The sequence below is a fragment of the Lactobacillus sp. WILCCON 0058 genome, assembly GCF_057198005.1.
In genome coordinates this window covers 1997906-2019724 of the sequence record NZ_JBUBHM010000001.1, presented here as the reverse complement: position 1 = coordinate 2019724, position 21819 = coordinate 1997906, and the positions used below count along the sequence as shown (strand labels likewise).

Here is a 21819-nt window from a genome sequence, read left to right as displayed (position 1 = left end):
CATGTTGCTGCGCGCGGTTGAGCTGCATAACTTTCGCGGTTATCGCAATTTTAAGTTGAAATTTGCCCCCTTGACCAGTCTCTTGGGCGAAGGGGAAGTTGGCAAGAAGACCATTCTGCGGGCCTTGGACATCTTTTTCAACGGTCCCTTGGCTAAGCGCCCTTTGAAACTGCAGGACCTTAATGAGAAAGCCCTCAAGGCTGGGGACTGGCAAATTGCGATTACTTGCTACTTTGATGATTTTGCCATCAGAAAGTCCTTTGACCTCAAGCAATATCTTGAAGAAAGTGATAGCTTCGCGGAAGGCGGAGGAGAATTTACGGCTGTCACTGACCAGAACAGGGGACATTACCGGCAGCTTTTAGCCCGCATGCCGATGTATGTCTTTTTTGATGAAGAATCAAAGGCATCCAGTCCTTTGAATTTTGTGGTCCGCAGCGCCATCCGCGACAAGGCGGCCGAAATCAAGGAGATCCAGGACTACTTGGATGAACGTTTGGGCCGCAATCTTTCCCAGCTTTTGGCCAATTACCGGGACTTAGGCGAGCCGGCTCCCCAATTTGTCTTTCAAGATCCAGACTTGGCTGAATTGATCAAGCAGCAGGAAAAAGTTGGGGTAAGCGGGACCGCCAAGGTCAGCCGGATTATACTGTCTTTTCTTTTGGCCCAAAGCGAAAACGCAAATATTGACAACGTGGTCTATGCCTTTGAAGCAAATGATTTGTCAGAAGATGATGAGACCTTGCTCGCTCAAGCTTTGTTGAAGCTGGTTGCCAAGAACAAGCAGGTTATTTTGATCCCGCGCACGCCGCACTTAATGGGTCTTCTGCCTTTGGAAGGGACTAAGATTATTAAGAAGGTTGCCGGCCAGCAGCAGCTTTTAAGTGACAACCAGATTTTGGCGGAAGCGTCAAGCAGCTTGGGCCTGGCGGCAGACCAGCGGGCAGTCAAGTCCCGCTGCGTTCTCTTGGTGGAAGGACAGGAAGACGTTCGTTTCGTGACCAAGATCAACCAGTGGATGTATGAAGCTGGAATGGTAGAGGCGACTTTTGCTGAAAAAGGGCTCTTCATCTTGCCGGTTGGGGGATGCGGAAGTCTATTAGCCTGGCTGAACTTTGACCTTTTTTCTAAGCTAAATGAGCCCTGGTTCATCTTGATTGATTCAGATAAAGGGACGCCAGAAGCCAAGCAGAGCCAGCATCACTTGCACCGGATTAGGGCAAAATACCCGGGGATGCAGGACCATATCCATGCTACTTTTAAGCGGGAGATTGAGAACTATCTGGTTTTTAAAGAAGGCAAGAAGACTCATATCTTTGAGCCCTACGAGGACGTTAAGCAGCACATGTATGACCTGATGCAACAGCGCCATCAGAGCTGGAGCAAGGATAAGACTGCTTCCAAGCTGATGGAGCAGATGGATTTGGCTGATCTGCAGGACTACTATGAAAAAGACGGGCAAAAGCACCGGGAATTGGTGGAATACTTCCTGCAGATTGACCGCTTTATCGATGAAATATAGCATAAAGCAACTATACATAAATCAAGATTAAATTTTACCAATGGACAAAAGGCGATTTGTTCATTGGTTTTGTTTTATTTAGGCAAAATACGCTAGAATAGAAGTGTTGATCTAATAAACAGGAAAAGAAAATGGAGTGAATTTTTTGAAGAAACGGAAAGATAGAAAAAAGTTGTTGCTGGCCTCAGCGATTTTGCTGGCTTTGGGACTGGGGCAAGGACTTGAACCGCTGCAGCCGGTGCAAGCCACACGGCAAGTTAAGAAGGCGAAAAGGAGCAAGAAGGCCAAGAAAGTCAAAAAGGCAAAAGTCTCTTTAAATAAGAAAAAGCTGAGCTTGCTGCAGGGAAAGACTGCCCGCCTGTATCTGAAGAACAGCAAGAAGAAAACAACTTGGAAAAGTTCCAACAAGAAGGTAGCCACAGCTTCTTCCAAGGGCAGAGTCAAGGCAATTAAGGCAGGGACAGCCAAGATTACCGCGAAAAACGGCAAAAAGCGCTACACCTGTCTGGTTATGGTGACTTCTCCAAAAAGAACACTGACTTTGGCAGCAAATGACGGGTCTGGCCGCCGGCAAGTGTTGACTTTTTCATTTGGCAAGAAGGTAACCCTGCCTAAGACCAGTTTCGAGAGAAAGGACTATAAGTTCTTAAATTACACCGTTGCCGCAAACGGAGAGGGGAAGAAATACCGGCTGGGCAAGGCCTACACTTTTAAGAAGAATACGACCTTGTACGCCCAGTACCGCAAGCTGGAAAACTACACGATTCAGATCGACGCGGGTCAGGGATTTGGGCAAAATATCACTCTCCATGAGCAGGAAGGCGATAAGGCAACCTTGCCAGAGACAGGCTTCAGTAAGCCCGGCTACGTCCTCGACTCCTTTAACACGCAAGCTGACGGCAGCGGTGAAAAGTATGATCTAGGCGATAGTTACGCTTTAAAAGACGTCACCTTGTACGCCCAATACCGCAAGCTGCCGGTAAGCGCGAATCCAGAAAGGGACCTGGGCCTCTGGGGTGTTGATAGTGCGGGGAATTTTTACCCAAGCAAAAAGGAACTGACGACTGTTGACTATGTTAAGGCGGACCAGAGCAAGTACCTGGCTTTGGACAATTACTTTGACTACCAGATCAAGGCGTTCAAGTACACCGATGATGAAAAGCCGAGTTATGTTGGCGTGCAGGCCAACTGGTCAAAGCAGGGGATTATCCTGGATCCGGGCTACAAGTACTTGATCATGGTGAGAAAGAGCAACCAGGCAGAGATTTCGGAAAGCGAAATTGGGGATATTGCCAAGCTGGTCCGGTTAGAAAATGCTGATGTGAAGACGCAAAGTACTGCTGGCGCGGCTAAAGCGCCAGTCAAGTTTATCGCTCACCGCGGCTACAGCACCAAGTATCCGGAAAATACCACCCTGGCTTTTGAAAAAGCTGGTGAGGAAGCCGGCATCTGGGGAATTGAAACCGATGTGGCCAATACTTCAGATAACAAGCTGGTCATTTTGCACGATAACACTTTGGCGCGAACAACTGATATCAGTCAGAATGATCCAAACTATGGCAAAAAGATCAACGATATACCTTTTGACCAAGTGGAAAACTACAAGATCAAGGGTGTGCTGGATGGAATCGACAAGGACCAGGTTTATGATGACCTGCATCTGCCAACTTTGCGCCAGTACTTAGATATCTGCAAGAAGTATGGCAAGGAAGCTTTTTTGGAGCTGAAGAACATCAACAATATGGAGGCCTTGAAAGAGGTAGTTAAGGAAATTAACGAGGCAGGGATGCAGAAGCAGACGACCTTGATTTCCTTTAATATTGGTGAACTGGAAGAAGTCAGAAACGTGATTCCTGGTGGCGAAGAAATTGCCATGATGGGGATTTACAACCGTCACTTGACGGACAATGACTACGTTTTCCTGTCCCACTTAAAGGCTGGTGCTGACCGCAATAAGGATACGACGACGCTTGATGATATTCTCGCGGCCCGCAAGTATGGCGTGGACTATGGGATCTGGACGGTTTACAAGAATGATGATGCCGTTACTGATATGATTAAAAATGGTGCGGACAAGGTTACCTTAAACGACGCGGAATTAGTATCATCGATGAGCGCCGTTGTTGAGAACTAAAAAACAGCTGTCTCATGTAGAAGCGTGAGATAGCTGTTTTTGTTTGGAGTTAGGTTTGATTTTTAGATTAACGAGTTTTTACAGTCTTGGCCTTTGACCAGGCAGAGTAGTAGGTCTTGCCGGAGAGCTTGCGGTAGGAGCGGAGCTGTACGTAGTACTTTTTCTTGCTATTCAAACCGGAAACCTTAAGCTTGGTTGCCTTAGTGCTCTTAGTCTTGGCTTTCTTCATTGAGGAAGCCGTGCTGTAGCGAACCTGGTAGCCGGAAACGGACTTAGCCTTCTTCCAGCTGCCGACAAAGGCCTTCTTGCTGCCCTTTAAGCTAGTAAACTTACTGCTTGCGACAACAACTTTCTTGGCCTTCTTTACCTTCTTGGTGACTTTCTTCTTGGTTGACTTTGCTTTCTTTGAGGACTTCTTAACAGTCTTCTTGGTCAACTTCTTAGTAGCCTTCTTTGGAGTTTTCTTAGTAGAAGATTTCTTGCTTTGGGCAAGGGCTAAGACCGCCTTAGCGTGTGCCAGTTGCTTCTTTTCGTAGGCCAGCTTCTTGGTGAGGGATGCAACAGATGCAGTCAGTTTTTCTTGCTTCTTCTTTGCTTCATCGTAGGCATTTTGAGCAGTTTGGAGCTTTTGTTGTGCGTTGTTTGCGTCAGCCTTTACCTTGTCCAAGTTGCTTTGAGCATTTGCCGCTTCTTTCTGAGCGACTGCTAAAGCAGTCTTGCAGTCATTAAGTTTACTTTGGGTGGCTTTAACCTTCTCATTCGTAGCTTGCAGAGCAGCCTGCTTTGCTGGCAAGGAATCCTTGGTCTCCTTGATTTGAGATTGAATTTTATCCGTGTCAGTAAGCTGTTTCTTCAAGGACGCTACATCGCCTTGACTGTCACTGATCTTCTTTTGCAAATCGCTGATTTGTTGGCTAATCTTTTGATTTTCAGCTTGGGTTTGATCAAAAGTGCTTTGTGCGCTTTCTACATCTTTGTTTGCTTGATCCGAATCAGCTTGAGCTTTTTGAGCAGCAGACGAAAGTTCATCTTGACTCGGCTTGACAACTTCCTTGGTGTTAAAACTACTTGGGGCGTTAGTCGGGTTGATCGTCAAAAGGCAGACGTAGAACTTGTCATCTTGGGTAGTTACAGCAACTGAGAAGTAACCATTGTTGTTGATGATATTGTTGTAATCAGTTGGATTAGCCAGCTCTTGTGTTACCAAGTCAAAAGCCGCCTTGGCAATTTCACTCATCTTTGTTGTCCCAAATTCATATGAGTTATATATGTACCCATTGATAATCGAAATGGACCGACCGGTAACTTGTCTGTTGGCGGCAATGTCATATCCAGTAACGGAATACTCATCAAGTCCCATGATGCTTGAAGCTGACTTGATTGCATTGTACTTTCTGAAGACATAGTTGCTGTTTTGGTACTCTTGCGTGTAACGCTTGGCGAATTCAAGTGAACCGTCAGTAATGGTCAGCTTGCTGGTTGATCCAACTTGAGACTTGACGGAATCGATCAAGCTCTTCACGTAGAAGTCCAAACGTTTTTGATCAGTTTCGGATAAGGCAGCAGGATCGTCGTAAACAGTATCGTTTTCATCACCATCAGTAAATGGATAAGTGTGGCTGCTTACTGCATCTTGCAGGTTTTTTTTGGCAGTATCCCAATCAGTTGACTTGCCAGTTACATAGTCAATGTAGCTTTGTGGCAGGGTCAAGCTTTCGTTGGTGCTAGTTGCTGAACCCAAATCCTTTTTGGCTGTTTGCAAGGTTTGTGAGGCGATATCAGCCTTTTGTTTCTTTTCAGTAAGATCGTTTTGCACTGATGAAAGCTTAGCGTCAGATTTACTCTTTTCTTGTTGTAAGCTAGACAAAGTTTTCTGGTTGTCGCTAATCTTTTTGTTCTTGTCAGTAACTTTTTGGTTGATGTTGTTATTGTTCTTTTCGCCATCAGTGAGTTGCTTTTGGAGATCAGTTACTTTATTTTGTGAGTCAGTCAAATCCTTTTGCTTGTTTGTGCTGTCCTTGGTGGCATTTTGGTAGTCGCTATTTGCGGAATCAGTGGCTGACTGAGCTTGCTTGAGAACGGACTGTGCAGCATCGTTGCTCTTATTCGCAGCCGCCACTTTACTATCAGCGGCTTCAGTCGTCTTCTTAGCATCTGCCAATTCAGTCTCTTTTTGAGGCATATCTTTGTTGACAGTATCTAAATCGTTTTGTGCCTGGGTTAATTTACTTTGGGTTTGGTCAACGCTCTTTTGCGCGCTTTTAACCTTGGCTTGGTCACTGGAAACAGTAGTTTTCTTGCTAGTACTGCTTGCCGCAAATACCGGATGGGTATTAGTAACCGCGAATGCAGACCCAGCTAAACCGACTGATGATACAAGCAGAACATTTTTCGAAATTTTCTTCATAATCACACATTCCTTAATTCATTAACACATATTGGACAAGTCGATTTTAGCACTCACTGGAACCGGATACAATACTTGATATAGCGATTAACTTATGATATACCACGCAAAAAAGAGCTGCCCGTTAAGGCAACTCTCTTCATATATTCGCGTTAGTAGTTGGCTACCCGCTTGCGCAGGTCCATCATATCTTCGAACTTGTTGGTAAAAAAGCCGGCCGCACCGTACTCAATGATCTTTTTGGCCCGCAGGGGACTGTCTACCGTCCAGATCCGCTCCGGCGTGTCCGTGTCGAGCAAACGCTTCGGGTGAATCCCCTTAAAGCCATGTTCCTTGACAAAAGCTGCCGGATCCTTAATCCGCTTGTCCGTCAGGAAATTGTAGTTTCCCTCCGGCCGGATCTTCTGCGCGTGGATCAGCGTCTGCAAATTGAAGGAGGAGTAGATGATCTCCTCCTTGAACTTGAACTGGTCCGCCAGGGCAAAAATCTTCTCCGGCAAGCCTGGATAATCGAACTTATTGGTCTTCATCTCCAGATTCAGCTGGCCCGCATAGCCAGATTCTTCAGTCAGCTGGAAGAGGTCCTTCAAACGGGGGATCCGCTCGCCATTGGCCAGGTGGAACTGGTCCAATTCCGCCAAGGTGAAATCCTTGATCAGACCCTTGCCATTGGTGGTCCGCTTGATGTTCTCATCATGCATGATCACCGGCACCCCGTCCTTGGTTAAGTGGACATCGAATTCGATCCCCTCAGCTCCGTGATGCATGCAGTAGTCAAAGCCCTCCAGGGAATTCTCCGGGAACTTGGCTGGATAACCGCGGTGACCAAAAATCTTCGTTCTCATATATTTAATTGCGCTCCATCCTTAAACTGGAATCTTGCTTTTTCTCTTGCCGGCTCATATTATAGTAGCTCTATGCCAACTTGCAAGCCTTTTGCCTGTAAAAATCTGGTAAAAATTACAGCTGCAATTTGTTGTAGCTGGTCATCTTTAAATTGCCAGCATCGTCCATCACTAAAGTTGAAATCGATGAGTTTCTCGGGTGAACAGTCGTGTCGATTCCGTCCACCGCAAATCTCTGGGCCAGGGTCTTGATGGCAAAACCATGGCTGACCAGCAGAATATTTTCCGCCCCGTCCAATTGCTTGATCAAGTCAAAACCTTTCTGCCAGCGGGCCCAAAATTCCTTGCTGTCTTCAGCATCGTGGTAGGGATCAGCTTCCTTGGTCCAGTCGGCGATCTGGTCGCAAGTCGCGTTTTCAGCCAAATCCGCAGCGTTAGAAAAGCCGTGGGCCGCGCCAACCATCCGCCAGGCCACGTCATTGTCCATCCCCTCAAAGTAGCCGTAAAAGTGCTCTCTGAAGTAGGGGTAGGCCAGGTGCTGGAGCAGATCCCTGTTGCAGTTCTTCTCCATGATGATCTCGCAGGTCTCACTGGCCCGCAAGGTGTTGCTGGATAAGGCGATGTCCAGTGGCAGATCCTGCAAGGCTTCAGCAGCCTTTTCAGCGCCTTTACGGCCTTCGTCAGTCAAGGGGGTATCGCACCAACCCTGCATCTTGTTGTACTTGTTGATAAAAGTCTTCCCGTGTCTAACCAGATAAATCCGTTTCATTTTTTCTAACTTGCCTTATGACTTGCTCTTGTAAATCTTCTTAACCAACTTGACGTCCTTTGGCTGGATCGTGTAGATGGACCCGGTCGGGTACATGACGGTAACCCCGGTCCGGTGGTCTAAGCCGATCGCATGGCCTAGTTCGTGCTCAACCGTGTTGACGATTCTGGCTTGCGTGTAGTTGTAATAATCGTTTTCCAGATAGTAAGTGTTCAGAGCCACCTGGGCTGAGTAGAGCCGGTTGGTATGGCTGAGGTACTTGTAAGTGGTTAGGCCCGCTGCCCCGTTACTCTTGGAGTTGGCCACGACCACGATCTGGGCGTTCTTCTTGTTCTTAGTCTGCTTAAAGGTAAAAGCTCCCGTCTGGTTCCAGGCCGCCATGGCATTGACCGTGGCGTTGTAGAGGTCGGCTTGCTTGACCCCAATGTAGACCTTGGCCGTCGCCTTTGGCCAGCGGTAGCCGGTCGTGTTCTTGGTGACCTTCTTATTGCTTTCAGTGACGATGCCACCGCTTAAGTCCAGAGTCTTGCTCTTTAAGCCCTTCTGCTCCAGATAAGTGTTGGCCGCGCCCGCCGCTTCCAGCAGGAAATTCTGTATTTGCTCATGATAGTTGACAATAGCTCCGGCCATGATTGCTAAGATGAGCAGGTTCTTGATGAAATTAAAAAAGCGTCGCATCAATTTTCTCCTTTGCGCTAATTATTATAAGATTTGCCGGCTCTTTTTCCTAGCAAAAAGGCTGCTGAAACTGCTTAAGCTTTTCCTAAGGAGCTCTGACTTTAGTTTTAAGCTGAAAAATGTTAGAATATTAGGCAAGTTTTTGCAAAGAAAAGCTGTTGGAGTTATTTTTTAGAAAAGGTTATAAGGTGTTTATTACATGGCAGAAAACTTAGACCGCAAAGCAGAACAAGCCCACCTGGACCAGGTCCTGCAAAAAATTGATCAAAAAGGGGACCAGCTGCAAAAGGCTATCAGCAAAGACAAGGCTGAAGCCCGCAACATCAGCGCCCACTTCTATGATGATATTCGCCTGGACTTTGACGACTACTCAACCTCAATGGACACGGCCCTGTCGATTCAGCAGCAGCAGCAAATGCTCAAAGAACGCGACAATGCCTGGCAGGTCAACGCCCGCGAACTGGCTACTTTAAAGCGGCTGCATGTCCATCCATACTTTGCCCGGGTCGACTTTGAAGAGGCTGGCGAAGAGCCGGAAAGCATCTACATCGGCCTGGCCTCCTTCATGGACGAGAACAATGAGCTCTTGATCTACGACTGGCGGGCCCCGATCTCCTCAATCTACTACGATGGCAAGATCGGCAAGGTAACCTACTACTCACCGGAGGGCCCGGTTGAAGTCGACATGAGCAAAAAGCGCCAGTTCATGATCGAAGACGGGACCATCATCAATATGTTCGACACTGACGAAACTATCGGCGACCAGATGCTGATGGAAGTTTTGTCAGAAAAGTCCTCCATCCAGATGAAGTCCATCGTCAAGACCATCCAAAAGGAGCAAAACAAGATCATCCGCGACACCACCAGCGACCTCCTCTTTGTCCAAGGGGCAGCGGGGTCGGGTAAGACCAGCGCCATCCTGCAGCGGATCGCTTTCCTTTTGTACCGCTACCGGGGCAACCTCAAGAGCGGGAACGTGATCATGTTCAGTCCCAACCAGCTCTTTAACGACTACATCGAAAACGTCCTGCCGGAAATGGGCGAGCAGAACATGGTCCAGATGACTTACTGGCAGTTTATCGCCCGCCGCTTGCCGAAGATGAAGGTGCAGAACCTCTTTGACCAGTTCGAAGACCGGCAGGCTGACACGGCCATCGGCCGCTTCAAGGACTCGCTGGCCTTCTACAAGCTGGCCACCCGCTATGGCCAGCACCTCAACCAGTCTGGCATGATCTTCCGCAATATTTATTTCCGGACCAAAAAGAAGCCATTTTTCAGCAAGGAAGAAATCAAGGAGCTCTACTACTCCTTCAATGAAAACTACAAGCTGGGCAACCGGATTGACGCTACCCGCGAGGAACTGATCCGCCGCTTGAACAAGCGGGTCGCCAGTGAAGCCCGCAAGGTCTGGGTCAGTCGGGAAATCGAAGGGCTCAGCCACGAGCAGATGTTGGACATGTACGACCGGCCGGACCAGGAATTCCCTTCAGAAAAAGCTGAACGGGCCTTCTTGGGCAAAAAGATCGTCATCCAGCACCTGGCCAAAGTTGCCCGCCGGATCAACCACAACGGCTTTTTGAACCTGCGGGGCCAGTACCTGGCCTTTTTGCGGGCCGTGCCGAAGATGACGGACCTGGCCAAGTACGGGATCAGCGAAGAAGAATGGCTGAATCACGTTGAAGAGGTCAAGGCTAAGTTCAAAGACCAAGAAATTGACCTCAGAGACGCTTCTGCTTACCTCTATCTGTACGACCAGATCATTGCCCGCCAGACCAATCTGGAAATGCGCTACTGCTTTATCGACGAAATCCAGGACTACTCAGCCTTCCAGCTGGCATATCTCCGTTACAACTTCCCCCGGGCCAAGTTCACCATGCTGGGCGACTTGAACCAGGCGATTTTTACTAAAGACGAGTCCAGCAGCCTCTTAAAGCAGATCTCCGGCCTCTTTGACCCGGAAAAGACCAAGGTGGTCCAGTTGACCAAGTCCTACCGGTCAACCAAGCAGCTGACTGACTACACCAAGCAGATCCTCCGCCATGGTGAAAAAATCGAAAGCTTCAACCGGCAAGGACCGCTGCCGCAAGTTTGGGGCAGAAGTGACGAAACAGAAGCTTTGGCGGCTTTGAAAGAGGCTTTGGCGGAAAACGATGCCCAGAAGCTGACGACTGCCATCATCACTAAGGACCTGGAGGCTGCCAAAAAGCTGGCTGACCAGCTGGATGGGGTTCACCTTATCTCTAGCGCCAACCAGCGCTTGGTGGAAGGCAACCTGGTCTTGCCGTCCTACCTGGCCAAGGGGCTGGAATTTGACGCCGTAATCATGTGGGATGCCTCTAAAGAGACCTACCACGAAGAAGACGAGACCCAGCTGGTCTACACGATCGCTTCCCGGGCCATGTACAAGCTGGACCTGGTCTATGCTGGGGAAAAGAGTCCGCTTTTGCCAAGTGACGAAGCAACTTTTGCAGAAAAATAAAAGAAAAGCTTGACGGCTTTTTAATATTAGTTTAATATTACTAAAAACAGACCAAGAGTCGGTTATATTTCACGCGATGAACAGAAGAAGTAGGCCAGCCTGGACAGATAGAGACTTCCCGTCGGTGGAAAGGGGAGCAGGGGCTAGCTGAACACACGTCTGTGAGCAGGAGGGGTGAAGGCTTAGTAGCTCCTTCCGGGTCAGCCCGTTACCGCTGCAGCTTGAAGGCTTTTTCAAGCTGGTGAGGCCGGTTGCCGCGAGGGACCGGTGAACACGAGGTGGAATCACGCTGACGCGTCCTCTTGGCCCTTCGGGGCCGGGAGGACTTTTTTATTTTCTTTTTTCTAGGAAGCGGGTAAAACGAATGAAATACGTTATGGAAATACTTCCCTCCCTTTTCAGCGGGGCGGGGATGACCTTGCAAATCTTTTTTGAAACATTGATCTTCTCCCTGCCTTTGGGGATCCTGGTCTCCTTCGGCTTAAGCAGCCGCTTTGCTCCCTTGAAGTGGCTGCTTAACTTCTACGTTTGGCTGATGCGGGGGACGCCGCTTTTGCTGCAGCTGATCTTCGTCTTCTACGGCCTGCCGATCGTCGGCTTGACCTTCCCGCGGTACGCGGCGGCCTTGTTTGCCTTCGTCTTGAACTACACGGCCTACTTCGCTGAAATCTTCCGGGGCGGCAACCAGGCCATCGACCGGGGGCAGTTTGAAGCAGCCAAGGTCCTGCAATTGACCTACGGGCAGACCCTTAGAAAAATCGTTATTCCCCAGGTAATAAAAATCGTCCTGCCCTCAATCGGCAACGAAGTAATCAACCTGGTCAAGGACTCCTCCCTGGTCTATGTGATCGGTTTGGGCGACCTGCTCAGAGCTGGCAACCTGGCTACGGCCCGTGACGTGACTTTACTTCCGCTGGTGCTGGTGGCCTTGATCTACCTGCTTTTGATCGGCCTGTGCACTTTGCTTTTGCGGCAGCTGGAAAAGCACTACTCATACTACAGATAGGAGGACTGAACGATGCTTGAAGTAAAAAACTTAGCCAAGTCTTTTGGTAACCGGCAGATTTTAAAAAATATGAACTTCAGCCTGCAGGACGGGGAAATCCTCACGGTGGTTGGTCCTTCCGGGGCCGGGAAGACAACGCTTCTCAGAATCGTGGCGGGTCTGGAAACAGCTGACGCGGGCACCATGACTCTGGACGGGGAAGAATACGACCTCAGCGGCGAAGAGCGGGGCGCCGTGGGCGTGGTTTTCCAGGACTTCAACCTTTTTCCCAACATGTCAGTTTTGGAAAACATTACTTTGGCTCCCCAGTTGGCTTTAAAAGAAGACAAGGCGACAGCGGAAGCTAAGGCCAAGGAGCTTTTGGAGAAGCTGCAGATGGCTGACAAGGGCGGCCTTTACCCTTACCAGCTTTCCGGTGGGCAAAAGCAGCGGGTAGCCATCGCCCGGGCTTTGGCCATGCAGCCAAAGATGCTCTGCTACGATGAACCGACCAGTGCCCTGGACCCGGCCTTGCGCGACCAGGTGGCCGACCTCATCTTGAGCTTGAAGGAATCGGGCTTGACCCAATTGATCATCACCCACGACATGGACTTTGCCAAAAAGGTGGCCGACCAAGTCCTGGAAGTTAAGCCGCTGGAAGGATAGTGAAGGGCAGATGAAGTGGTTTAAGAAATTCCTGCTGCTGGGCCTGGTCTTGTCGTGCTTTTTGACAACAGCCTGCAGCAATTTAACTAAAGAAGCCAACCAAAAAGACACCTGGGCCAAGATTAAAAAGCGGGGCAGCTTAGTGATCGGCTTAGACGACACCTTTGTGCCCATGGACTTCCGGCAAAAAGACGGGCAGCTGGTCGGCTACGACGTCGACCTGGCCAAGGCCGTGTGCAAGAAGCTGGGCCTAAAGGCGGACTTCCAGACTATCGACTGGTCCATGAAGGAAACAGAGCTGAGAAACGGGACGATTGATGTCCTTTGGAATGGCTACAGCGTGACCAGTCAGCGGAAGAAAAAAGTCGCCTTCAGCCGCAGCTACCTCAGAAACCGGCAGGTTTTGGTCGTTAAAAAGTCCAGCGGGATCAAGTCTTTTGCCCAGATGAAGGGGCAGGCGATCGGCGCCCAGAGCGGGTCAACCGCCCAGATCTGGCTGGATGGCAGTCAAAAGGTCTTAAAGCCAAAGAGCAAGGTCCTTTACGACACTATTCCGTCGGCCTTCCTGGACCTCAACGCCGGCAGAATCAAGGGGATTTTGCTGGATGAAACTTATGCGGAATACTACATCCAGCATGAAGCAGACTCAAAGTCTTACCAGGTCATCTTGAACAAAGAGGTGCCAGAGGACTTGTTCGCCGTAGGGATGCGGAAGGGCGACAAGACATTGAAGAAGAAGATCAACCAGGCCCTGGCGGACTTAAAAGCCGACGGGACTTTGACCAAGATCAACCAGAAATGGTTTGGCCAAAAGTCAGATTACTTGGGCAAGGTTGATTAGCGCGAAATAGAATAAACGAAAAAACTGTTCAGCCTTATTAGATAAGGAACTGAACAGTTTTTTTATACCCGGTGGATGGTAACCTGGCTGAAGACCAAGTCAGCATCGATTTTTAAGAGTGGGGCATCGGCTGTTAAACCATTGGGGTTAAGGGCGGAAAAGCGGGAGAAGACTGGGCTGGCGTCGGTTTGGACCTCCCAGTCTCTTGGAATGTAGATGTCGACCTTGGAGAAGACTGCATCCAAATCCAGCTTGCCGCGTCCGTCTTTGAGCTGGGTCTGGTCCAGGTAGATGGTTACCGGGCTCATGACGGCGGAGACTGACAATTTGCGCAGGGCTTGGCTGTGGATGTAGCGGACGCATTTGGAGAAGACGGAGTCGATTGAGACCTTTCCGCCATTTTCGCCAATCTCCTCGCTGTAACTCAAGCTGGTATTGTCTTCATCGTCTTTCTTGCCGCTTTTTACATTCATCTTGATCTCCAGCTGGCTGCCACCGGCCAAAAGCTGGCAGCCCAGGGCGATTAGGAAGAGGGCCAGGTACATGTAGCCGGTCCATTTAAAGAAGTGGCCGGCCTGGCCGATGATTTTGACGATTAAACCGCTGGCAAAAATTCCAAAGAAGAGGGCCCGGTTCTTGAAGCTGGTCCAGGCGATCCAGGCTAAGAAAAGGATCCAGAAGACTTGCCCCCAGCTCAGGTTGAACATGCTAAAGAGGGCGAAGTAGCCTGGAAAAAGCTGACTTAAAAGCAAGAGGATGGCGATAGCGATCAAGATCATGCCCCATTTGACCGCGGATTTTCTATTCTTGTTCATTATTTTTACCTCATTTCATGTAAATGGCTGATCAAAGTTTGGTAGTAGCGGCGGGAAACGAAAACTTTCTTGTAAGAAGCGGTAAAGCCGAGCTCGCAGCCAGTCAGCGACCGTTTGACAGCATTGATCTGCCGGCAGTTGACCAGGGCACTCTTAGAGGCCCGGTCAAAGTCGCTGGGCAGGCTGGCTTCCAGCTGCCGCAAGGTCTGCTTGACCAGGTAGCTGCCTTCCCGGTCATGGGCCCAGACATGCCGGTCGCTGGTTTCAAAAAAGAGAATGCTGGCCAGGGGCAGGATGATTTCATCGCTATCCTGGTAAACCGTGATCTTCTGGGCCAGCTTTTCTTCTAAAAAGGCTAAGGCCGCCTTGATTTCCGGCGTCAGTTCTTTAGCCTTGATGATGAGCTGGTCTTTCTTTAGCTGGTCGTCTTGTTTAAACTCTACCTGCATTTTTTCTCCCCCTTTTCAGATATTATTATGAAGAAGATGAAGCAAAAATGAAAGAACAGACGCGTGAGCGGTCATTTTTTCTGTTTAAGCGGCATGCAAAAAGCGCCCGAGCAATCGAGCGCTTTTCCTATGCCATCTTGTTAATCTGGTCAGCCAGGACATCGGCCAGCCAGGAGATACCTTTTTCGCTGTAGTGGAGGCCGTCTGCAATCATGAAGGAAGGCAGGTCCTTCAGCTTTTCCATCTTGTGGGTCAAGTCAAAGAAGAAGGAGTTGGTCTTGCCGGCGTCTCTTTGCGCGATGTCGACGTACTCGTCCAGCTTTTCCAAGTCGTAGGCCGCGGCCATTTCCGGATTTGTCAAGTCCGGCATGGACGGAGCCAGAACCAGGGTATCGCTGGCCCCAGTAACCTTCTGGGCCTGCTTGATCAAGCTTTCCAGCCCTTCCTGGTAGTCATAAGCACTGCAGCCCCAGCTGGCGGCATCGTTGGTCCCGTACTCTACGACCAAAATGTCGCAGGCGGGCAGACTGCCGACTCTGGGCAGGACGTCCTGGGCACAGGCACCGCTGACCGAGATGTTTACGAGCTCGTAAGCATCTCCCAGCCGCTTGGCCAAGGCCTTGGTCAAACGGTCGGTATCCTTTCGCCCGTCATACGCGTTAAAAATTGAATCGCCAAAAAGCACGACTTTCTTCATTTGTTTCACCCATTTCTTCGAAAAATGAAGCTGGCATTTGCCAGTTTCTCCTGCTTTTTCTACTATAATAGATAAAGAATGAGAAAAGGACAAGTAAAAAGATGCGAAACTATACTGAATTCAGCCGGCAGGCCTGGGCAGCTTTAACCCCCAAGACCGAGCTGGCGGTGACCAATGAAGAGCTGGCCAAGGTCAAGTCTTTGGGCGACCAGCTGGACGTCAAGGACGTCGACGAAATCTACCAGACCCTGCTGAACTACATCCACCTGGCCTACCAGGCCAAGCGGGAGACAGCGGCCAAGAAGGCGGCCTTTTTACGCCTGCCAGGAAAAAATCTGCCTTTTATCATCGGCATTTCCGGCTCAGTTGCCGTGGGCAAGTCCACGACTGCCCGCCTTTTGCAGCTGCTTTTAACCCGGTATTACCCGGACTTAAAGACCCAGATGATGACCACTGACGGTTTCATCTACCCCAACCAGGAGCTGGAGAAGCGGAAGCTGATGCCCAGGAAGGGTTTCCCGGAAAGCTACAACATGCAGATGCTCAGAGACTTCCTCCAGGACGTGGTCAGCGGGAAAAATGACGTCGTTTATCCCCTGTATTCCCAGGAATTAAGCGACATCGTCCCAGGCCGCTACGGCCATGTGGAAAAGCCTGATATCTTGATCATTGAAGGGATCAACACCCTGCAGCTGCCGGAAAGCGGGCAGCTGGTAACCAGCGACTTTTTCGACTTTTCAATTTATATCGATGCGGAAGAAGACTTGATTGAAAAGTGGTATATGCAGCGATTCAAGAAGATCATGAAAATGAAGAAGAACGATCCAAGCAACTTCTACTACAAGCTGGCCAACGGGCCGGAAGACGAGGCCCTGCGCCTGGCGGAAGAAACCTGGCAGATGGTCAACCTGGTCAACCTCCGTCAGTACATCGCCCCGACCAAGGAGCGGGCCAACTTGATCCTGCATAAGGTTGAGGGGCACTTGATTGACAAAATTTACCTTCGCGGCTTTTAAGTCAATGGTATAATGGAGAACGGTGATAAAAAATTTATTAGGGAGATTTTTTTATGCAAGCAATCGAATTGAAAAAAGGCATGATTTTTGACGATGGCGGCAAGCTGATGCTGGTTATGGCGGCCAACCACCACAAGCCAGGCAAGGGCAACACCGTTATGCAGATGGACCTGCGTGACGTCCGGGCCGGCAGCGTGATCCACAAGACCATGCGGCCAAGTGAAAAGATCGAGCTGGTCGAAGTCGTCAAGAAGAACGCCCAATACCTGTACGCTGAAGGCGACAGCTACAACTTCATGGACACGGAAACCTACGAACAATACGCTATTTCCGGCGACCAACTGGGTGACGACGTCAAGTACCTAATGCCAAACATCGAAGTCATCCTGGAATTCACTGAAGACGGGGAACTTTTGGCAGTACAATTGCCATCAACTGTCAACATGAAGGTTGTCGAAACCCAGCCAGGCATCAAGGGGGCAACCGCTGCTTCCGGCGGCAAGCCAGCTACCATGGAAACTGGCCTGGTTGTCACTGTGCCAGACTTCATCAACGAAGGCGACGAACTGGTCATCAACACCCTGGAAGGGACTTACAAGGGCCGGGCTTAAGGTCAAAAATAACAGTAAACGAAAAGCGCTCGATTGCTCGGGCGCTTTTTGCATGCACTTTATTCGTTTGTATCAGTCGTCGTGTCAGTGCTTGACTGGCTGCTAGAGGAAGCTTCCTGGCTGCTCTGCTCTTGGCTGGAGGAGCTGGCCGCGGAACTAGAGGAACTGGCAGAACTTGCAGAGCTGGCCTGGCTCTGCTCTTGGCTGGAAGAACTTGCCTGCTTCTCTTCACTTTGGCTTTGGCTCGGTTGGCTCTGCCGGTCATCCTGGCTCGGCTTGTTTTCATCAGGCTTAGCGGAATTATCTTGCTCCGGCTTAGATGATGAAGAAGATGATGACGAGGAACGGGAAGAGCTGGATGAGCGGGTAGTGCTGGTGGCTTTAGAAGCCAGGGCACCGAAGCCGCCGGCTACGGACCCGACCACGGCCAGGCCCAAGATGACCCAGATCCCGATCTTTAAGAGCTTGTCTAAGTTGATGGCATCAAAGAATTTAAAAATTGCCTTGAAGCCATGCGGCACCTTGCTCTTGTCCAAAATTTCCTTGGCCTTGCCAGCTGGGCTGGCCTCTTTAACCGGAGCCGGATTAGTGGCCCGGACTTCAGTGATCTTTTCTTTAACTGGGCTGGCCGGCTTAGCGGCTTGGGTATTAGCAGCAGGGATGTCCTTGCCGGCAACGGCAGGTTCAGTAAACTGGTCTAAGAGCTTTGCCCCGTCCAGGCCCAGCAGGCTGGCGTATTGCCGGATGCAGCTTCTGACCAGGACTGGGTTTAAGCCTTGAAAATCATCGGCTTCAATCTTTTGCAGAGTCGCCTGGTCGACCCGCAGGGTTTGACTAACGGCTTCCAGGCTGAGCTGCTTGGCACGGCGCTGTTTCTGTAGTTCTTTACCGATTGTCAAATTTTTGCCTCCTAAATGCTTATGATTAGTCTTAGCCTATTTTACTTGAAAAAGGGCAAAAGCTAAAGGCAGAAGCCTTTTCCAACTTGGATCTTTTACCAAAGGTTAAGATTTCTTTTACAAAAAAAGCCCCCTTAGGGGACTTTACAAATCGCTGCTTATTCGCCTTGGAAAGTGCCAGCTTCAACTTCCTTGATGAAGTCAGCCAGGTGTTTGTAGTAGACATCCGGGTTGTCGACCATGTGGTGGTGGCCGCCATTAGGAGTAGTCACCAGGCGGGAGTTAGGAATCAGCTTCTGCATGGTTCTGGCCGTTTCCAGGGGCATGGTTTCCACTTCGCCAAAAGTCAGCAGGGTTGGCACCTTGATCTTTGGCAGCTGGCTTCTGAAGTGCCAGTCCTTCAGCTTGCCGGTGATGACGAATTCGTTGTCGCCCTGGAAGGCGTTGTAGACAGCAGTGCCACCCAAATCGCCCAGGTGGTAGAGCTTGGAAGGCTGCTTGCGGTCAACGAAGTTGATGTTCAAGATTTGCACGTCATCTTGGTAGCGCTGGTTGGCGTAATCGTTCTTTGCTTCGCATTCGTGCATGAAGTCGATTTCGGTCTGCGGGAGCACTTCTTGCCGGCGGCGGTTGACCGCGGCCACGTATTCGTCAATGTCGTCAACCATGGAGGAGATGATGGCCCCCTTCAAGTGGTCGCCATACTTAACGGCGTATTCCTGGACCAAAAGGCCGCCCCAGCTTTGTCCGATCAAGTAGAAGTTGTCGATGCCCAGCTTTTGCCGGACTTCTTCAACTTCGTCCAGGAAGTATTCGTAAGTCAGGTACTTGTCAGCGATCTTTGGGTCGCTGTAGTCCGGCTGGTCAGAGTACAAAGAGCCCAGCTGGTCGTACATGTGGACCTGGACGTTCAAGCCCTGCTTCTTCAATTGTTCAGCCGTGTCTTCCCAGTATTCGTGGTTGCCGCCCGGGCCCCCGTGCAGGCAGAGCAGGTGGATGTCGCCTGTCCCTTGGGTGTTGGTCCAAAGGTGGTAGCCGTTGTCCAAAGTCAAAATCGTCGTTCCTTGTTTCATTGAAAAAATCTCCTAACTATAACTACTCTAGTTCAGTAAATGCCTCTATTATTATATGCCTTATTTGCCTACTGGTTTTGGGCCGCCAGGAATTCCCGCATTTTTTCCAGCTCGGTGCTGGCTAAATCCAAAGAGCAGACATTTTCAAAAAGGTGGCTGACTTCCTGCCCGCTTTCCGGATCCTCAATGGTGAAGCCTTCTTCATCTACCGCTGTTACGTAGCCCAGGTTTTCCCCGGCTAATTCGTAGTCGTCAACGCTGACCAATTGCTTGCCGGCTTTTTCAATCACTTCCCGGGCGGTCGGGACATGGTCTAAGGACTGAGCCAGTTTGCTCAAGTGGCCTGGGTCAAAAATTTCCATTTGCTGGTTATAGGCCACCAGGAAGCTGGAGAAGTCGATGGCGGCGGAATTGACTGTCTCATGCACCACGTCTTCTCTGTTGATCAAGCAGATGGATTCCAGTTGCCCGTAGTCGTTCAAGCTTTCAAAAAGGAGATACTGGTCACTTTGGTCAATAACCCGGCCCAAGATGCAGCTGCCAAAGCGGGCGTCATCCAGCCAGTCCAGGTAAAGTTCAACCAGGCCGTAGGGATTCTTGCCGGCAAACTGGTCCTTGACCGGCTGGTACTTTTTCCAGAGCTTGTTTAAAGGGGCGTTTAATTCCAGGCTGGAGATGTCGGCCAGGGGCACGATCAAGCGGAGAGGGTCCAGTTCATAGTCGTCGCCGATCTGCTTGAGCTGGACTTCTTTAGGGCTAGTGCGGACAATAATGCCGGTGTAGACGACCCCGCTGGTTAAGGTAATATTGACGACCAGGGCCTTTTCCATGGCGGCTTCGCTGGCCGCGCCAAGACTGGTCAATGGCGTTTTTAAAAGCTCCTGGTTGAGGGGCATGAGGGAGAAGGGGTCGGTCGACTTGCCTTCATCGATAAGGCGCTGGCAGTAGGCCAGGCTGGGGGATTCGTCGACGCTAGCCAGGATGTCCTGATTGTTGATGACTAAGACCCCGCCGGCGTTAGCGTCGTCGTCCAGGCTGATGAGGGCGGCCGCGTCAGCACTTTGGTAGACCAGGTAGCCCAGATAGTAGCTGCCAGATAATTGGTCGGCTTTGGTGTGCAGTTCAACTAATTTCATTTTTATGTCTTCTCTTTTCTAGTTTTGTCTTTTTCAAAAAATTACCGCAATTTGCCAGGAATCAGACTTTAGCAAGATTTTACTTTCTTAGGATTATCTTAATTATATCAATGCTGGCGGCAAAAACAGGAAAGATTGCTATAATGTTTATGAAAGAGAGGGATTATCCAATGAGTCTCAAATACGCACGGAAAGGCCAGGTCGCCCTATTCACCTTCCTGGCTGCCATCAAGGCCTGCAATGTTTTGTTCGTGGCCTACATGCTCAAGATCATGCTGAACATTGCCTCTTCCGGCAAAGGCGACTACCAGCGCCTGATCGGCTTCGCCGCCTTGACGGCCGGGGGCCAGCTTTTGTTCATGGCCAGCAATTTCGTCTATGAAACGACCAAAATGAACATTATCAGAAGCGTGAACATGACTTTAAAAGAAGCCAATTTGCGCTACTTGATCGATCAAAACAGCCTGGACACCAAGGACGGGCTGAGTTTCATGACCAATGACTTAAAGCAGATTGAAACCAACCGGATCACGGCCCAGCTGGACATCATCTATCAAAGCTTGACCTTTGTTGGTTCTTTGGCTTTTGCCTTTTATAACTCCTGGGAAATGACCCTGGTCTTTATCGTGGCGACTCTGGCTCCAGCCGGCGTGCAGATTTTTACCAGCCGGATCATCACCAAGAAGTCCCGGATCTGGACCCAGAAGAACGCCGTTTACACCCAGTATGTGTCAGACAGCTTGAACGGGGCCCAGTCAGCCCGGCTTTATAACGTCCGCACCAATATCGTCAAGCGAGCAGTCGGAGCTGCTGGGGACATGGAAACGGCCCTCCGGAACATGACCTTGACCCAAGCCTGGGCTTTGGAATTGATCTATTCAGCAGCTGAACTTTTCTGCTTCATCATTCCCTGCACGATCGGCGGGATCATGATGATGCGAGGGCGCTTGGCAGTTGGGACTCTGGTCATGATGGTTGACTTAGCCATCAACTTCATCAGTCCGGTCGTTACCTTGTTTAACGAATTCAACCAGGTCAAGTCGACCGTGCCGATGTGGCAGAGAACCCAGCGGGCCCTCAACTACGTGCAAAAAGACGACAGCTACCCGGTTGACCACTTTGACGGCATGGAGATCCGGGACGTGGCCTACGTGACCAAGCACAGCAAGCGGCAGATTTTTGAACACGTGAACATCAAGGTAAAGCCAGGGGAAAAGATCCTCCTTATGGCTCCGTCCGGCTGGGGCAAGACTACCCTTCTGCGCCTCATGCTGGGCATCTACAAGCCAAGCCATGGTGAAATCTTGATCAACAGCGAGGACGTGACGGGGGACTGGTACAAGGCCCACAACTTCTACTCCTATGTCAACCAGAAGCCGTTCATGTTTGACGACACCCTCCGCTTCAACGTGACTTTGGGCCGGGATGTGGATGAAGAACAGCTGCTCATGGCCTGCCATGAAGCTGGCCTGGACGACTTGATCCAGGAAAACGGCCTGGACTACCCAGTTGGGGAGAACGGCAACAATCTCTCCGGCGGGCAGATCCAGCGGGTGGAAATTGCCCGGGCCCTTTTGTCCGGCCGGCCGATCCTGCTGGCTGACGAAGCCACCAGTGCTTTGGACCCCCGCCTGTCTTTGGAAATCCATGAGACCCTGCTGGGCAACCCAAAGGTAGCGGTGATCGAAGTCGCCCACAAGATTTCGGACGTGGAAAAGGCCATGTTCGACCAGATTATAGTTTTGGACAAAGTAAAGCCAGCTTAAGCTGGCTTTTTATTTTGCTTGTTTTTATATA

Annotated in this window: 19 protein-coding genes; 9 read left to right on the top strand and 10 right to left on the bottom strand. The window is 50.1% G+C overall.

Annotated features, from left to right (window positions below; all coding sequences use genetic code 11):
* The first annotated feature begins 1 nt into the window (after nt 1).
* Nucleotides 2-1522, top strand: a complete 1521-nt coding sequence (locus ACYVUU_RS09400) for an ATP-dependent nuclease (protein WP_439776396.1) — start codon at nt 2-4, stop codon at nt 1520-1522.
* 145 nt (nt 1523-1667) lie between these two features.
* Nucleotides 1668-3656 carry a glycerophosphodiester phosphodiesterase family protein gene (locus ACYVUU_RS09395; RefSeq protein ID WP_484500739.1) on the top strand — a complete coding sequence of 663 codons (1989 nt, stop codon included), beginning with the start codon at nt 1668-1670 and terminating at the stop codon, nt 3654-3656.
* Nucleotides 3657-3723: 67 nt separating this feature from the next.
* Here ACYVUU_RS09395 and ACYVUU_RS09390 read toward each other — a convergent pair whose 3' ends face one another.
* From ACYVUU_RS09390 to ACYVUU_RS09375, 4 genes are all read right to left on the bottom strand, one after another.
* Nucleotides 3724-6063 (bottom strand): SEC10/PgrA surface exclusion domain-containing protein, encoded by a 2340-nt coding sequence (locus ACYVUU_RS09390; RefSeq protein ID WP_484500738.1) that lies wholly within the window; start codon nt 6061-6063, stop codon nt 3724-3726.
* A 152-nt stretch (nt 6064-6215) separates the two neighbouring features.
* Nucleotides 6216-6908, bottom strand: coding sequence for a glycerophosphodiester phosphodiesterase (locus tag ACYVUU_RS09385; protein ID WP_484500737.1), 693 nt, complete (start codon nt 6906-6908; stop codon nt 6216-6218).
* Between the two features lie 115 nt (nt 6909-7023).
* Nucleotides 7024-7677: a histidine phosphatase family protein gene (locus ACYVUU_RS09380; protein WP_484500736.1), complete on the bottom strand. Its 654-nt coding sequence runs from the start codon at nt 7675-7677 to the stop codon at nt 7024-7026.
* 15 nt (nt 7678-7692) lie between these two features.
* Nucleotides 7693-8355 (bottom strand): matrixin family metalloprotease, encoded by a 663-nt coding sequence (locus ACYVUU_RS09375; protein WP_439776391.1) that lies wholly within the window; start codon nt 8353-8355, stop codon nt 7693-7695.
* 199 nt (nt 8356-8554) lie between these two features.
* Here ACYVUU_RS09375 and helD point away from each other — a divergent pair, with 199 nt between their 5' ends.
* The 4 genes from helD (at nt 8555) to ACYVUU_RS09355 (ending at nt 13326) form a co-directional block, all read left to right on the top strand.
* Nucleotides 8555-10834, top strand: coding sequence for an RNA polymerase recycling motor HelD (gene helD / locus ACYVUU_RS09370; protein ID WP_484500735.1), 2280 nt, complete (start codon nt 8555-8557; stop codon nt 10832-10834).
* Nucleotides 10835-11198: 364 nt separating this feature from the next.
* A complete protein-coding gene (locus ACYVUU_RS09365; protein ID WP_439776389.1) occupies nt 11199-11840 on the top strand; it encodes an amino acid ABC transporter permease in 642 nt (213 codons plus the stop codon).
* Between the two features lie 12 nt (nt 11841-11852).
* Nucleotides 11853-12485: an amino acid ABC transporter ATP-binding protein gene (locus tag ACYVUU_RS09360; protein ID WP_484500734.1), complete on the top strand. Its 633-nt coding sequence runs from the start codon at nt 11853-11855 to the stop codon at nt 12483-12485.
* A gap of 10 nt (nt 12486-12495) precedes the next feature.
* On the top strand, nt 12496-13326 hold the full coding sequence (locus ACYVUU_RS09355; protein ID WP_484500904.1) for an amino acid ABC transporter substrate-binding protein: 831 nt from the start codon (nt 12496-12498) through the stop codon (nt 13324-13326).
* Between the two features lie 62 nt (nt 13327-13388).
* On the opposite strand, the gene ACYVUU_RS09350 is transcribed toward ACYVUU_RS09355, so the two are convergent.
* From ACYVUU_RS09350 to ACYVUU_RS09340, 3 genes are all read right to left on the bottom strand, one after another.
* On the bottom strand, nt 13389-14141 hold the full coding sequence (locus tag ACYVUU_RS09350) for a hypothetical protein (RefSeq protein ID WP_484500733.1): 753 nt from the start codon (nt 14139-14141) through the stop codon (nt 13389-13391).
* Nucleotides 14142-14146: 5 nt separating this feature from the next.
* Entirely contained in the window at nt 14147-14590 is a 444-nt protein-coding gene (locus tag ACYVUU_RS09345) for a LytTR family DNA-binding domain-containing protein (protein WP_484500732.1), read from the bottom strand.
* A 127-nt stretch (nt 14591-14717) separates the two neighbouring features.
* Complete coding sequence (locus ACYVUU_RS09340; protein ID WP_484500731.1) at nt 14718-15287, bottom strand: SGNH/GDSL hydrolase family protein; 570 nt, start codon at nt 15285-15287, stop codon at nt 14718-14720.
* Nucleotides 15288-15388: 101 nt separating this feature from the next.
* On the opposite strand from ACYVUU_RS09340, the gene coaA reads away from it, so the two are divergent.
* Together coaA and efp are read left to right on the top strand one after the other, a co-directional pair.
* A complete protein-coding gene (gene coaA / locus ACYVUU_RS09335) occupies nt 15389-16303 on the top strand; it encodes a type I pantothenate kinase (protein ID WP_484500730.1) in 915 nt (304 codons plus the stop codon).
* A 53-nt stretch (nt 16304-16356) separates the two neighbouring features.
* Entirely contained in the window at nt 16357-16914 is a 558-nt protein-coding gene (gene efp / locus ACYVUU_RS09330) for an elongation factor P (protein ID WP_002879354.1), read from the top strand.
* A gap of 59 nt (nt 16915-16973) precedes the next feature.
* Here the strand turns inward: efp and ACYVUU_RS09325 are convergent, their stop codons facing one another.
* The 3 genes from ACYVUU_RS09325 to ACYVUU_RS09315 form a co-directional block, all read right to left on the bottom strand.
* Nucleotides 16974-17813 (bottom strand): helix-turn-helix domain-containing protein, encoded by an 840-nt coding sequence (locus ACYVUU_RS09325; protein WP_484500729.1) that lies wholly within the window; start codon nt 17811-17813, stop codon nt 16974-16976.
* A 158-nt stretch (nt 17814-17971) separates the two neighbouring features.
* Nucleotides 17972-18886, bottom strand: a complete 915-nt coding sequence (locus tag ACYVUU_RS09320) for a proline-specific peptidase family protein (protein ID WP_439776382.1) — start codon at nt 18884-18886, stop codon at nt 17972-17974.
* A 68-nt stretch (nt 18887-18954) separates the two neighbouring features.
* Nucleotides 18955-20022, bottom strand: a complete 1068-nt coding sequence (locus ACYVUU_RS09315; RefSeq protein WP_484500728.1) for a hypothetical protein — start codon at nt 20020-20022, stop codon at nt 18955-18957.
* Between the two features lie 170 nt (nt 20023-20192).
* Here ACYVUU_RS09315 and ACYVUU_RS09310 point away from each other — a divergent pair, with 170 nt between their 5' ends.
* A complete protein-coding gene (locus tag ACYVUU_RS09310) occupies nt 20193-21788 on the top strand; it encodes an ABC transporter ATP-binding protein (protein ID WP_484500727.1) in 1596 nt (531 codons plus the stop codon).
* Nucleotides 21789-21819: the final 31 nt, after the last annotated feature.

Coding starts and splice junctions, on each gene's coding strand:
- helD (WP_484500735.1), top strand. CDS start 8,555: ATGGCAGAAAACTTAGACCGCAAAGCAGAACAAGCCCACCTGGACCAG.
- efp (WP_002879354.1), top strand. CDS start 16,357: ATGCAAGCAATCGAATTGAAAAAAGGCATGATTTTTGACGATGGCGGC.
- ACYVUU_RS09385 (WP_484500737.1), bottom strand. CDS start 6,908: ATGAGAACGAAGATTTTTGGTCACCGCGGTTATCCAGCCAAGTTCCCG.
- coaA (WP_484500730.1), top strand. CDS start 15,389: ATGCGAAACTATACTGAATTCAGCCGGCAGGCCTGGGCAGCTTTAACC.
- ACYVUU_RS09345 (WP_484500732.1), bottom strand. CDS start 14,590: ATGCAGGTAGAGTTTAAACAAGACGACCAGCTAAAGAAAGACCAGCTC.
- ACYVUU_RS09360 (WP_484500734.1), top strand. CDS start 11,853: ATGCTTGAAGTAAAAAACTTAGCCAAGTCTTTTGGTAACCGGCAGATT.
- ACYVUU_RS09350 (WP_484500733.1), bottom strand. CDS start 14,141: ATGAACAAGAATAGAAAATCCGCGGTCAAATGGGGCATGATCTTGATC.
- ACYVUU_RS09320 (WP_439776382.1), bottom strand. CDS start 18,886: ATGAAACAAGGAACGACGATTTTGACTTTGGACAACGGCTACCACCTT.
- ACYVUU_RS09380 (WP_484500736.1), bottom strand. CDS start 7,677: ATGAAACGGATTTATCTGGTTAGACACGGGAAGACTTTTATCAACAAG.
- ACYVUU_RS09365 (WP_439776389.1), top strand. CDS start 11,199: ATGAAATACGTTATGGAAATACTTCCCTCCCTTTTCAGCGGGGCGGGG.
- ACYVUU_RS09355 (WP_484500904.1), top strand. CDS start 12,496: ATGAAGTGGTTTAAGAAATTCCTGCTGCTGGGCCTGGTCTTGTCGTGC.
- ACYVUU_RS09315 (WP_484500728.1), bottom strand. CDS start 20,022: ATGAAATTAGTTGAACTGCACACCAAAGCCGACCAATTATCTGGCAGC.
- ACYVUU_RS09390 (WP_484500738.1), bottom strand. CDS start 6,063: ATGAAGAAAATTTCGAAAAATGTTCTGCTTGTATCATCAGTCGGTTTA.
- ACYVUU_RS09310 (WP_484500727.1), top strand. CDS start 20,193: ATGAGTCTCAAATACGCACGGAAAGGCCAGGTCGCCCTATTCACCTTC.
- ACYVUU_RS09400 (WP_439776396.1), top strand. CDS start 2: ATGTTGCTGCGCGCGGTTGAGCTGCATAACTTTCGCGGTTATCGCAAT.
- ACYVUU_RS09340 (WP_484500731.1), bottom strand. CDS start 15,287: ATGAAGAAAGTCGTGCTTTTTGGCGATTCAATTTTTAACGCGTATGAC.
- ACYVUU_RS09375 (WP_439776391.1), bottom strand. CDS start 8,355: ATGCGACGCTTTTTTAATTTCATCAAGAACCTGCTCATCTTAGCAATC.